Origin of the sequence: Mesorhizobium sp. B2-5-3 (assembly GCF_006441005.1) — a bacterium.
GTDB lineage: Bacteria > Pseudomonadota > Alphaproteobacteria > Rhizobiales > Rhizobiaceae > Mesorhizobium.
In genome coordinates this window covers 16659-29596 of the sequence record NZ_VFUS01000016.1, presented here as the reverse complement: position 1 = coordinate 29596, position 12938 = coordinate 16659, and the positions used below count along the sequence as shown (strand labels likewise).

The 12938-nt window shown below is 60.5% G+C and carries 9 protein-coding genes; 6 read left to right on the top strand and 3 right to left on the bottom strand.

Features of this window, described 5'->3' with window-relative positions; all coding sequences use genetic code 11:
* Positions 1-78: 78 nt before the first annotated feature.
* Together ade and FJ867_RS26170 are read right to left on the bottom strand one after the other, a co-directional pair.
* A complete protein-coding gene (gene ade / locus FJ867_RS26175; protein ID WP_140518201.1) occupies positions 79-1878 on the bottom strand; it encodes an adenine deaminase in 1800 nt (599 codons plus the stop codon).
* A complete protein-coding gene (locus tag FJ867_RS26170) occupies positions 1875-2849 on the bottom strand; it encodes a LysR family transcriptional regulator (RefSeq protein ID WP_140818968.1) in 975 nt (324 codons plus the stop codon). Before FJ867_RS26170 ends, ade begins: the two co-directional genes overlap by 4 nt.
* Positions 2850-3009: 160 nt before the next feature.
* Here FJ867_RS26170 and FJ867_RS26165 point away from each other — a divergent pair, with 160 nt between their 5' ends.
* The 5 genes from FJ867_RS26165 to FJ867_RS26145 are packed head-to-tail and all read left to right on the top strand — an operon-like array spanning position 3010 to position 9377.
* Complete coding sequence (locus tag FJ867_RS26165; RefSeq protein ID WP_140818966.1) at positions 3010-4791, top strand: adenine deaminase; 1782 nt, start codon at positions 3010-3012, stop codon at positions 4789-4791.
* Positions 4792-4806: 15 nt separating this feature from the next.
* Complete coding sequence (locus FJ867_RS26160) at positions 4807-5820, top strand: BMP family protein (protein ID WP_140500718.1); 1014 nt, start codon at positions 4807-4809, stop codon at positions 5818-5820.
* A 29-nt stretch (positions 5821-5849) separates the two neighbouring features.
* Positions 5850-7367 (top strand): ABC transporter ATP-binding protein, encoded by a 1518-nt coding sequence (locus FJ867_RS26155; RefSeq protein WP_140818964.1) that lies wholly within the window; start codon positions 5850-5852, stop codon positions 7365-7367.
* Positions 7364-8446, top strand: a complete 1083-nt coding sequence (locus tag FJ867_RS26150; protein WP_224681965.1) for an ABC transporter permease — start codon at positions 7364-7366, stop codon at positions 8444-8446. Before FJ867_RS26155 ends, FJ867_RS26150 begins: the two co-directional genes overlap by 4 nt.
* Complete coding sequence (locus FJ867_RS26145; protein ID WP_140500720.1) at positions 8439-9377, top strand: ABC transporter permease; 939 nt, start codon at positions 8439-8441, stop codon at positions 9375-9377. Before FJ867_RS26150 ends, FJ867_RS26145 begins: the two co-directional genes overlap by 8 nt.
* A 266-nt stretch (positions 9378-9643) precedes the next feature.
* Here the strand turns inward: FJ867_RS26145 and FJ867_RS26140 are convergent, their stop codons facing one another.
* On the bottom strand, positions 9644-10072 hold the full coding sequence (locus tag FJ867_RS26140) for a hypothetical protein (RefSeq protein WP_224681964.1): 429 nt from the start codon (positions 10070-10072) through the stop codon (positions 9644-9646).
* A 1215-nt stretch (positions 10073-11287) separates the two neighbouring features.
* Between FJ867_RS26140 and FJ867_RS26135 the strand changes: the two genes are divergently transcribed.
* Entirely contained in the window at positions 11288-12925 is a 1638-nt protein-coding gene (locus FJ867_RS26135) for a methyl-accepting chemotaxis protein (protein WP_140500721.1), read from the top strand.
* The last annotated feature ends 13 nt before the right edge of the window (positions 12926-12938 follow it).

Here is a 12938-nt window from a genome sequence, read left to right as displayed (position 1 = left end):
ATTGGATGAATGCCGAAGAGACGAGGAGTGACCCGAAAATGATCAGGACGAAGGTGATGTCAGGTTAAATCCGCCTCCTCATGCGGTCGTGGCGACCAGCACTTCGGTCGGCTGGAACTTCAACACATCGATCAGTCCGATGTCGGAGATGCGCAATTCCGGGATGACGACAAGCGCCAGCAGAGAGTGCTGCATATAGGCATTATTGAGGGCGCATCCGCAGGCAAGCATCGCCGCGATCAGGCCATTGGCTTCTTCTGCCACGATTTCGGCGCGCTGGTCAGACATCAGTCCGGCGATCGGCAGCTTGACAAGTGCAAGTTCGCGTCCTTCGCTGAACAGCACGACGCCGCCGCCGACCTGTCCCAGCCGATTCGCCGCCAGCGCCATGTCGTCCTTGTCGGTACCCACCACGATCATGTGATGACTGTCATGGGCGACGGTGCTGGCGATGGCGCATGGTTTGTCGTAACCGAAGCCGGAAACGAACGCGTTGATGACCTTTCCCGTGCCGTGATGCCGTTCCACCAGCGCGATCTGGCAGACGTCACCGGTCCGATTCATCTGAACGATACCATTCAAGACGCCGAGCGAAGCCTCCAGGGCACGGGTCGGTGCCTGGTTCTCGAGCACGCCGATGACCCGCGCCATGACCTGGTTCGCACCATCGGGCGCCACGATGTCGAAGTCCGCCGCTGAGAGCTTCTTGCCCAAGCGAACCGTGTCCTTGGTCGAGGCGGGATAGTCGTAGGGCGTGATGTCGGCGACGAGCTTGCCGTCGTTCGACACCACACAGCCGCGTGCGATGACGGTTTCGACCGGGAGTTCGGTGAGATCGGAGGTCAAAACCAGGTCGGCGCGCCGCCCGGGCGTTATCGAGCCAAGCTCACGCTCCATGCCGAAATGCTGAGCAGTATTCAGGGTGGCCATCTGAATCGCGGTGATCGGCTTTAATCCCTGGGCGATGGCATGGCGCACAACGCGGTTCATATGGCCGTCATTGACTAGTGTACCGGAATGGCTGTCGTCGGTACACAGCACGAAATTGCGCGAGTCCAGGCTGAGCTCGGTCAGCGCCTTGATCTGCGCGGCGACGTCGTACCAGGCGGAGCCAAGCCGTAACATGGCGCGCATGCCCTGGCGCACCCGCGCAACGCAGTCCGCCAGGCTGGTGCCTTCGTGATCGTCGGACGGACCGGCGGCGACATAGGCATGGAAGGGCAGACCGAGATCCTTCGAGGCATAGTGGCCGCCCACCGTCTTGCCTGCCGCCTGAGTGGCAGCGATCTCGGCCAGCATGTCGCCATTTCCGGCGACCACCCCAGGAAAGTTCATCATCTCGCCGAGGCCGACGATGTTCGGCCACGACATCGCCTCACGCACGTCGGTGGGACCGAGGCTGGCACCCGCGTTCTCGAGGCCCGGAGCGCTCGGCACGCAGCTCGGCATTTGCACGAACACATTGATCGGCAGTCCGGCAGCCTCGTCGTGCATCAGCTTGACGCCCGGCATGCCCAGGACGTTGGCGATCTCGTGCGGGTCGATGAACATCGAGGTGGTGCCATGCGGGATGACCGCACGCGCGAACTCGGTAACGGTAACCATGCCGCTCTCGACATGCATATGCGCATCGCACAGCCCCGGCAGCGCGTAGCGGCCCTCTCCGTCGATAATCTGCGTCTCGGGGCCCACGGCATGGTCGGAATTCGGGCCGACGAAGGCGAAGCGGCCGACCGCGATGGCAATGTCCGTCGCGGGGATGATCTCGCCCGAATGGACATTCACCCAGCGCACGTTCCGGACCACCATGTCGGCCGGCGTGCGTCCCATGGCGACATCAACCAACTGCGGCGCGCATTCGAACCAGCTCTGGATCATCTGTTGTTTTCTCCCCCGGCGCGCGCGCCCGCAAAGGGCCGCACGACCTCGACGCAATATCTTGGCGAACTGTAAGCGGCGCGCTGGCGGTAATAGTCCAGGCAGAAATCAAGGAAAACGGCGAACTTACGCGACACATACCGGCGTCGCATGTAGAGCAGATTGATTGGAACCAGTGGCGAGCGCCATTGCGGGAGCACCGGCACCAGATCGCCGTTCTTGCACTCGATCTCGGTGAAGAAGGCTGGCAGATAGACGATACCCTCGCCGGCTACGGCGAAGTATTTCAGCATCCAGTAGTCGTTCGCCATGCACTGCGCGGTCGGCATGAAGTCGACCGTTTCCGCGCCGCGCTCGAGATGCCAGGATTGCACGCCGCTCGGGCGGCGGAAGGCGACGGCCCCATGGCCCGCCAAGTCTGCGGGCGTCGACGGTTCCCCGAATTGCTCAATGTAGCGCGGGCTGGCGTAGAGACAGAAGGAAGCCTCCCCGAGCTTGCGAGCGATGTAGTCTGAGTTCGCCGGCTCGCCCCAGTGGAATATGCCGTCGAAAGGCTGGTGCTTTTCGGGCGCCAGGAAATAGCCGAGCGAAAGGAAGATCACGTCGACATTCACCTGCGGATACTGTTGGCGGAAGGCGAACAGCAGTTCCGAGGTGAAGGAAGTGCCGAACTCGCCGGTCGAGCCGATCGTCAGCGTGCCGGCGATATCGTGGCCCGCCTCGGCGATCGCCGCTTTGGCTCCTTCGCAACTTTCCTTGATGCGTTGCGCATGGTCGAGTAACTCGGCCCCGGCATCGCTCAAATGCAGTTCCCGACCGTCGCGCACAAACAGTGCGACACCGAGCGAATCCTCCAACGCGCGCACTTTGTGACTGAGGCTGGACTTGGGCAGTCCATACAGTTTCGCGGCGTGCGAGAGCGACTGCGCCTCCGCCACTTTGATAAAATAATCGATCGCTTCAAAATCCATCGATCGTCCAAGAATTTGAACGGTGCGTCCAGAACTAGCCGGAAACTGCCATTTGCATGGACGACCCTAATACGACAGGATCAGAGCGCGCAAGGTGGGATTTTTGGCGCAGAGAAGCTTGGTCCCAAGCCCGAGCGAGGCCACACGAGCGGAGATGAACTTGTCCGACATACGCGAATTCATCCGTGCTGGTCGCGCCGAGCATAAATCGACTCTCATCGTCACCGGCGGCACACTAGTCAACGTCGCTTCGGGTGAGATCTATCCGGCCGACGTCGCCGTCTACAAGGATCGCATCGTCGCTGTCGGAGACGTCTCGGAGTACCGCGGCCCCGAGACCGAGATGATCGATGCTACTGGTTATTTCCTCTGCCCTGGCCTGATAGACGGCCACCTCCACGTTGAATGTTCCAAGATGTCGGTAACTAGCTTCGCCAAGGCGGTGGTGCCGCTCGGCACCACTTCGATTGTGTCGGGCCTCGACCAGATCCTCGTGGTGTCCGGCCTGGAAGGCGCCCGCGAATTCCTCGACGAGGCCAAGGCAACCCCTCTCAAGATCTTCTGGGGCGCACCATGCAAGACGCCCTACACACTGCCTCGCTCCAACGTCGGCTATTATTTCGGACCGGACGATCACCGCGCCACCCATTCCTGGCCGGAATGCATCGGCATATGGGAGACGGTGCGCGAGTTCGTCGACACGATGGATGAGCACGTTCTGCAGGCGGTCGAGATCGCCGAAAAGAGCCGTCTGCCGATTCTCGGCTGCTCGCCGATGTGTCGCGGCAATCGATTGAACAGCTACCTGCAGGCCGGAGTGCGCTCCGACCACGAGAGCTACACGGCGGACGAGATGCTGGAGAAGCTGCGCAAAGGCATGCATGTCGTCATTCGCGAATCTTCGATCTCCCATTTTCTCGAAGAGAACCTGCGGATGGTCACCGAGATGGGAATAGCCGCGACGAGCCGGGTCAGCTTCTGCACCGATGACGTGGTCGCCTCGGATATCCTGGCCCGCGGCCACCTCGACAACATGATCCGCATGGCGGTCGCGATGGGAGTTCCGCCGCTCACCGCCATCCAGATGGCGACCATCAACGGCGCCGAGGCGCTGCGCATCGGCCAGAAGGTCGGCTCGATCTCGCCCGGGCTCGCCGCCGATATCCTGCTGGTCAAGGATATCGCGGATTTCCATGTCTCAGGTGTCATCGCGAAGGGCAAGCTGGCCGCCCGCGACGGCAAGCTCGTGGACGATCTTGCGCCGCCTGCCCGCAGCGCCGTTGTCACCAACACATTCAAGGTAGCGCCGGTTTCACAGAAAGACCTATTGGTGCGCTCGCCCGGAGCGGGCGACAAGGCGGCCGTGCTGGCGATCGCCGTTACGCCCGAGAGAATATTCGTACGCACGCGACGTGATGTCGTGCTCCCGGTCCGCGACGGCTATATAGACGCGGATCCATCACAGGACGTGCAGTATCTCACCGTCGTCGAACGCTACGGCCGCACTTCCCATCGGCCGGTCGCGTTCGCTTCAGGCTTCGGACTGCGCTCCGGCGCACTCGCCACTTCGACGGCGCCTGATGATAACAACATCGTTTGTGTGGGCACCAATCCCCACGACATGTCGTTGGCAATCAACCACATTATCGAGAACAATGGCGGCCAGGCGGTGGCGGACGGCGGTCGGATCGTGTCATTCCTGCCCCTGCCGATCGGCGGAATCGTATCGGACATTGATCCTCCAGAGATGGCGAAGAAAGAGCAGGAGCTCGACGCCGCCGCGCGCGCGCTCGGCTGTAGGCTGCCATGGCCTTTCATGTACATGTTCGTGCTGCAGATCACCGCGATACCCGATTTCGCGATAACCGATCTCGGCCTGATCGATTGCATAAACCTGACGGTGGTCGATCCGTTAAGCCGGCCTCATGACTGGGAACGCTAGAAAAGGGAGGGAACCATGCTGAAAAACCTTGTTGTCGCTGTTTCGCTCGTGGCCGCGACGTGGCTGTGGGGCGGCCGCGTACAAGCCGAAGAGCCGACCAAGCTCAGGATCGCCGGCATTCTTTCGGCGGGCAAGGAAGCACCGTGGGAATCATCCTTCGTGAGTTCCATGGACCGGATCATCGCCGCCAAGCCCCACGGCCTCGACATCGAGGTCAATTATACCGAGAACGTTTACGACAATGCCGAGCAGGTGTTCCGCACCTATGCTGAGACCGGCGACTACGACATCTTGTTCGGCGACACCGCCTATGCAGATGCGATCGAGAAGCTGAAGGACGAATTCCCCGATACGATGTTCGTCATGAGCGGTTCGGGCAATCGCGGACTCGGCGGCAATGCCTATTGGATATTCGTCCACGCGCACGAGCCTGCCTACGTGATGGGGCAACTGGCCGGCAAACTCACGAAGTCGAATGTCATCGGCGCCATCTCCACCTTCCCGGCCGAAGATACCAACGATCAGATCAATGCCTTCTTCACCGGCGCCAAGGAAGCGAACCCAAAGGTGAAACAGAAGATCACCTTCATCCAGTCCTGGTTCGATCCGGCTAAATCGAACGAGGCGACCTCGGCGCAGATCGCCGCCGGCGCGGACATGATCTACCAGATGTCGGGCGCCTTCGAGGTTTGCGAGGAGCGCGGCATAGGCTGCTTCGGCAATTATGTGGACATGTCGAAAGTGGCGCCGAAGTCGATCGTCGCCTCCACCATCGTCAAATGGGATCCGCACATTAATTGGATCATCGATGAATGGTGGAAGGCAAAGACCATGAACGCCAAATTCGACGCGCCGAAGGAACCAAGGTGGTTCAGCTGGCAGCAGGGTTCGGGCGACCTCATCCTCAATCCTGCCTGGGAAGCCAAAATGCCCGATGACGTAAAGGCGCTTGCGGCTGAAACGGCCAAGGCCATCCAGGGCGGCAAGAAGAAAATCGAGCTCAATGTGAACGAGCCGAAATCGGACTGACGCCGGAGGTGGTGCCGGGCCGATCCGAGATGAGCAAGATACCGCGCCTGTCGGTTCGGCACCTGACGAAGCGTTTCGCTGCGCTTGCTGCCAATGACGACGTCTCGCTCGACGTCATGCCCGGAGAATTGCATTGCTTGTTGGGGGAGAATGGCGCAGGCAAGTCGACACTGTCGTCCTGCCTCTACGGGCTCTACCAGCCAGACGCCGGCGAAATTCGGGTGGACGGCAAGACCGTCCAGCTAGGCTCGCCGGGCGAAGCCATCCGCGCCGGCATCGGTATGGTGCACCAGCATTTCGTCTTGGTGCCCAACTTCACTGTGCTGGAGAATGTGGCGGTAGGAACGGGCTCCGGCTGGCGGCTGGGCCGGGCTGAGGCTCTCTCCAGGATCGAGACGATCTGCTCCACCTACGGCATCTCGCTCAACCCACACCGGCACGTCGGCGACCTTTCCGTCGGCGAACAGCAATGGGTCGAGATCGTCAAGGCGCTCTACACTGGCGCCAGACTGCTTATCCTCGACGAACCGACGGCGGTGCTGACGCCCGAGGAATCGCGCCGCCTGTGTGCGATCGTGCGGCGGCTCACCAGTGAAGATCTGTCGGTCGTGCTGATCAGCCATAAGATGTCGGAAGTGATGCAATCCGACCGGGTCAGCGTGCTTCGCAAGGGCAGACTGGTCGGAACGGTCGTAACCTCGAACGTCAGCCGCGACCAACTCACCACCATGATGGTCGGCCGCTCCGTTGCGGCGCCGGCGCGCGCCGCAGATGCGAAAGCGACCGGCGAGACGGTGCTTTCGGTGCGTGGGCTCACGCACCTGCGCGATGGAAGGCCCGTGCTGGACAACGCATCGCTCGACATCGCAGCCGGCGAGATCGTCGGCATCGCCGGCGTTTCCGGGAATGGCCAAGATGAGCTGTTCGAGTGCCTCGCAGGCCTCGCCGCGCCCGACGGCGGCACGGTCTTGCTCGATGGCGAAACTCTGCAGGCGTACTCACCGGCGACGGTTGCTGCGAAAGGCATTGGCTACGTGCCCAGCGACCGCTTCCGCGACGGGCTCGTTGCCGATCTCGATATCGGCGAGAATCTTGTCCTTGGCCAACAATGGCAAACGCGCTGGCGCAATGGGCCATTCATCGACACCGCGGCGCTCGACGCAAATGCGCGCATGGTCATCGCTGCCTATTCGATTGCCGCAACCGGGCCGTCGTCACCCTCTCGCAAATTGTCTGGCGGCAACGCGCAGAAGGTCATCCTCGCCCGCGAGTTCGCCAAAGCGAAGCGGCTTCTGCTGTGCAACCAGCCGACGCGCGGACTCGATGTCGGCGCCATCGAATTCGTTTACCGACAACTCCTGCACAAGCGCGACGAAGGCTGCGCCATCCTGCTTGCGAGCGAGGAACTGGAGGATCTTTTCGCTCTCAGCCGTCGTATATGTGTGATGTTTCGCGGCCGCATCCTTGCGGTGCTCGATACGGAAAAAACCACCTATGACGAAATCGGCAGCCTGATGGCCGGCCATGGGAGCGAGGCTGCGGCGTGACCGGTTTCAATCTCGTGGAGTGGCGCCTCGAGCGCCGGCTGGAACCGCGGCCGACCGCGCGCATTGTTGCACTTGCTTTGGCGGCGATCGCGGCGGTTTTGGTTTGCAGTCTGCTTTTCGCCGCCGCGGGCGCCAGCCCGGGTGCCGCCTTCACGGCTCTCCTGAAAGGCAGCTTTGGCTCGTTGCGCGCCGCCGGCGAAACGCTGGTCAAGGCAACGCCCCTGATCTTCACCGGTCTTGCCGCCTGTGTCGCCTTCCGCGCGCGTATCTGGAACATTGGCGCCGAAGGCCAGGTTTTTGCCGGCGCCATGTTCGCTTATTGGGCGCAGCACAATCTCACCGGATTTTCGCCTTTCATCCAAATTCCTGTGGTTATAATCGGTGGCATTGTCGGCGGCGCACTCTATGCCGGCCTTGCGGGCGTGCTGAAGACCCGCTTCTCGGTCGATGAGGTGATCTCGACCGTCATGCTCAACTACATCATCGTCTATGTCCTTTCGCTGCTGCTGCTGCGCGGCCCATGGAGCGAGGCGGGCGCCTTCTTCGAACAGACGCCGAAGGTCGATCCGGGCTCGGTGCTTCCGTTGCTGTTTTCCGGTTCACGCCTGCATTCCGGCTTCCTGCTGGCGATTGTGGCGGCTGGCTTGGTTCACATGCTGTTGACGCGCACACCGCTGGGCTATGAGATCAAGGCTGCCGGGTCCAACATGCGCGCGCTCGATGTACAGGGCACCAATACTCGAAGGCTGGTCATAGTTGTGCTTCTGGTTTCCGGCGCGCTTGCGGGGCTCGCGGGGATCACGGAAGTCTACGGCGTCCATTACCGCCTGAAGGCAGGCGTAATAGCAGGTTACGGCTACAGCGGCATCATCGTGGCCATCCTCGGCCAATTGCATCCGCTTGGCGTCGTCGTTGCCTCGGTGCTGTTCGGAGCGTTGCTCAACGGCGCTACGCTCATGCAGATCAAGACCGGCGTGCCCTCGGCGCTGATATACGCCATCCAGGCGATCCTGCTTTTGTTCTTCCTAGCTGGCTGGGCGGCGTGCAATTTCCGCCTGCGGAGGGTCGGCCGTGCTTGACGCACTCTTTCAAACCTCAATCCTGGTCAGTGTGGCGGCGGCCACCATCCGCATCAGCACCCCGCTCCTGCTCGCCGCACTTGGAGAACTCATCGCCGAGCGCAGCGGCGTCTACAATATGGGTCTTGAGGGCATGATGCTGATGGGAGCCTTCACCGGCTATCTCGCCGCCTATGAAAGCGGGTCGTTATGGCTGGGCGTCCTCGCCGCCGGATTTACCGGCGCGCTGATGGCTCTCGTCTTTGCCGTGCTGGTGATCACGCTGAAAGTAGAGCAGATCGTCACCGGTCTTGCCGTCAACCTGCTCGGCGCCGGCCTTTCCACATACTGGTTGCGTTCCGCTTTCGCTGGCGACGGCAAGACGCCGACCATCCCTTTCTTCGCCGATGTGCCGGTGCCAGGGCTGAGCGATGTTCCCGTGCTGGGCCCCATCCTGTTTGACCAGCGGGTGCTGACCTACATAGCCTTTCTGATGGTGCCGGCGGTATGGCTCTTCCTGTTCCGGACGCGTTATGGACTGATCGTGCGCTGCGCCGGCGACAATCCCAAGGCCCTCGATGTTAAGGGGGTAAAGGTCGCGCCGGTGCAATATGCCGCCGTGCTCTTCGGCGGCCTGATGGCGGGCGTTGCCGGCGCGTTTCTCTCCGTCGGCCAGGCGGCGCGTTTCGTGCCGGACATGACCAACGGGCGCGGCTGGCTGGCCATCATCATCGTCATCGCCGGCCTATGGCGCCCCTACCCGATTTTCGTGGCGGCTCTGGTGTTCTCCTTCCTCGACGCGCTGCAATTGCAAATCCAGGGCGTCGGTATCGCCATTCCCTACCAATATATGTTGATGATGCCTTATGTTGCGGCGATCGTTGCGTTGATGATCCGTCGCTCGCGGACCAGCGCACCGGCTATGCTGGGCGTGCCGTACAGGCGGGAATAGGGTGGTCGGTTTTCATTCTGCTGCTGTAAGGCTGCCTGTACGTAGCTGCCATGCGGCATGGCTCAACCCGTGACAACGGCAGCAAGCTTCCAGCAAGATCGACCGCTTTGGTGAAGCCGGTATTGTAGTCCAACCCGCCCAGGCAGGGAGACCTGACCGTCAGTCACGGGACGTCACAGGGCAAGCAATTTGCCCCCCTGGAAATCTGGATCGTTGGAACTCGACTATCCCGCTGGTGGTTAGCCAGAAGGCTGCATAAGCCTCGCTCAGGAACGCCAGCCACCACTGCCGAAGTGACCTGAACTACGGAGCGTCGCCAGCAGGATGTTGGCTGCTCCGCGTTGATCAATCTTCGCTTGCTCACCAAGCGGAGACGCATTCCAGGCAGCCAATTCTGCCACCAAAAGAGCGGTATCCCCGTCTACCGATGCGCATCTAAGTTGTCCGTTCTTCCCCATCACGATTATGGCTGTACCTATCACGCCATAACCAATCGCAGCTATCCGCTGAACCCAGGTATCGCCGTCAACGCGGACATCGAACAGAACCGACCCTTCGGTTTTTTCCGCAGCGTCCGCCACACGATCACAGAACGGTCGATTGAGGCCTTCGATGTTGCCGAGTGACTGCTCAAACAAGGCCAATTCGACATGCTCTGCCACCATAGCTGTGAGAGTGCGCGCTAGCTGGCCCAATCAGCAAGACACCAGGACCATTATCCACAGCAGCCACAGCTGGCCCCCTTTTTGCCTACTTAATGCCCCCGTCGGACCGCGAGCCGGGCAACGGCCTCTATGGCTTGGTCGACCTCGTCCGTCGTGGTGTAGTGTGACAGACCCAGCCGGGCGACGCCGCCTTTTTCGCGCGGTCCAAGCCTGCCGGAGGCTTCATGGCATAGAGTGGCGGGCCCAGCCGAAGATGTTTTTCCTCAGCCAGCGCGGCCGCGTTTTCCACCGGCGAGCGATTGGCCAGCGGCGAGGTGCCTGTTGAGCGGCAGATTCAGGGCCCTGATATCTGCGCACGCGGCACATCTTGCCCACCCCGGTTGATCGCCTAAATGTTTGGTCCCGGCATTTGCTGGAGCGGATTGAGTCTGAAGCGTTCCGGCTGTGACGCCCACGCCTTGCAGATGAACTCGTAGCGATCCTTCCGCAGTCAGCCTCCGGTTCAGCGGTCAGCTTCACTCCAATTTCTTCAAGCGATTGCGGGCCTCATCTATTCTCGGCACTACAATTGTCAGCCTACTGAATCCAGCATTCTCTTTATCACGGAAAATTTGAAGGTTCGCGCCTGCGACGCCACGCCATATGGATCAACCCCGGCATGGGACGGTCATCAGGCCCGGGTCGAACAGGTGAGTATAGAACTTCTCTCCACCGCTCATGCTTGGATGTTGCGAGTGCGTCGAAAATTCCTTGGATTTCCGTTGTGCGCGTCCTTCCAAGTCACCAGCATCTGCAATTAGAGAACGTTTGGCTTCGTTCCAAGATGGTTCTCGGGCGGCAGCGCAAAGTCCGCTCGGCGTGCACACCATATGTGTCTCAGCTCGGCCCTTTTTTACTTTGCGTTGGATTCAAGGTGAAATTAGGGGACGCAAGCGAGAGGTCGGCTTTCGGCATCAAGCGGGCTAAGCAGTCATTCAACTCCTGGCCTCAAGCAGCTCATGCACGCTCCACTTGACGGTGCGTGCCGCCCCAGCCGATGTCGGGTTTATCTATGTCGACGGCGAGACATGCCTTTGACCACGCTTATTGGGGGCGCCGACTGGCGAGCCGCTTCGCCATCATTAGCGATGGAACGGAAAAGAAACCATTCTGCATAAGACTGCTGCTTTTCGACGCACCTTTTCGAAACGTCGGAACGAGCGCTTTTCGCGCAGGCCTCGATGCCCCCATAGGTGAACCGGTTCCATGACGAGTCTGACAATACGCCACCGCATCCTCGTCAGTTTCGCTGCAGTTCTGGTGGTTATGTCCGTGATCGCCGTTATCGCGTACGCCTGGTTTCTTCAGGCGGAGCGGGAGGCAACTGAGGTCGAGAAGGGCATCCTTCCAGACCTCTATCACAGCACCGAGATCATGATGGGGCAGATGAAGGCACATAGCCTGCTTCAGGAATATGCCCTCCAGGACAACCCGTCGGATAAAAGCACGCTTGAAAGCACGATCGCGACCAATCGCGACCAAGTGCGGCGGTTGATGGACGAGTATGAAGCAACGATCGTGTCCGACATCGACAAGCAGAATTACGCAGTCGTCAAAGAACTCGCCAACCAATTTCGGCTGGCGGAAACTGCTGTGCTGGACACGAGCCGAGCTGCCTTGTCGAAAGGTGAAACTCCCAATGAAAGCCCGGTCATCAAGAACACGGTAGAGCCGATCTTTGTGAAATTGCAGTCCGCTCTGCAAGCCATGCTCGAGGATCACAGAGGCGAGGCAAACAGCGCGACGCAGCGGATCAGCTCAATCGTTAGCACGGCGGAAGTCGGTTTGAGCGTGGGCTTGTTGATAGCCCTCGGACTAGCCCTTCTTTTGGGTTACCAGCTGTTCCGCGCTGTCACAGCTCCGCTCACACGTTTGGTCGACGCAGTTCAAATGATACGGCAAGGCGACTTCAGCGAACGCCTCGATCTGAGGCGCCGGGACGAATTCAGCGTGCTTGCCGACGGCTTCAACGCAATGGCAGACGATCTCACAACTCTCATTGGTCAGGTACAAAGGTCCAGCATACAGGTTGGCACGTCGATAACTGAGATTGCTGCAACCTCCAAGCAGCAGCAGGCAACAGCGACTGAAATCGCCGCGACCACGACTGAGATCCGCGCGACAGCCAAGGAAATTTCCGCCACTTCAAACGAGCTGGTTCGCACGATGAACGAGGTCTCGACAGTTGCCGAGCAAACGGCTGCCGTCGCGGGCGGAGGGCAAGAGGGGCTGACCCGTATGGAAGGAACCATGCAGCAGGTCATGGACGCGGCGGGTGCGATCAATTCCAAACTCGCAATCCTCAGCGAGAAAGCTGGCAGCATCAATCAGGTGGTGACGACCATCACCAAAGTGGCCGATCAGACGAACCTGTTGTCGCTCAACGCTTCCATCGAGGCTGAGAAGGCCGGCCAATATGGCCGGGGCTTTGCAGTGGTGGCGACAGAGATCCGAAGGCTTGCGGACCAGACGGCCGTCTCCACTTACGATATCGAGCAGATGGTCAAAGACATCCAGTCGGCAGTTGCTGCCGGTGTGATGGGCATGGACAAGTTTTCCGAGCAGGTCCGCCGGGGCATGCACGAAATCCAGCAGGTCGGCGGGCAACTCTTCGACATCATCCAGCAGGTCCAGGGGTTGGTGCCACGTTTCGAAGTCGCCAATGAAGGCATGCAAGCACAAGCGATCGGCGCGGGACAGATAAGCGACACGCTAACCCAGCTAAGCGAGGCAGCTCAGCAAACAGTCGAGTCCCTTCAGCAATCGACGCTCGCGATCGACGAGCTCAATCAAGTCTCAGGTAGCATGCGAAGCAGCATTTCAAGGTTCAAGCTGAGAGCATAGCGGGCCGGCAGTA

Bases quoted from the DNA above. Each gene is read 5' to 3' on its own strand.
- FJ867_RS26170 (WP_140818968.1), bottom strand. From the start codon at position 2,849: ATGGATTTTGAAGCGATCGATTATTTTATCAAAGTGGCGGAGGCGCAG.
- FJ867_RS26160 (WP_140500718.1), top strand. From the start codon at position 4,807: ATGCTGAAAAACCTTGTTGTCGCTGTTTCGCTCGTGGCCGCGACGTGG.
- FJ867_RS26135 (WP_140500721.1), top strand. From the start codon at position 11,288: ATGACGAGTCTGACAATACGCCACCGCATCCTCGTCAGTTTCGCTGCA.
- FJ867_RS26155 (WP_140818964.1), top strand. From the start codon at position 5,850: ATGAGCAAGATACCGCGCCTGTCGGTTCGGCACCTGACGAAGCGTTTC.
- ade (WP_140518201.1), bottom strand. From the start codon at position 1,878: ATGATCCAGAGCTGGTTCGAATGCGCGCCGCAGTTGGTTGATGTCGCC.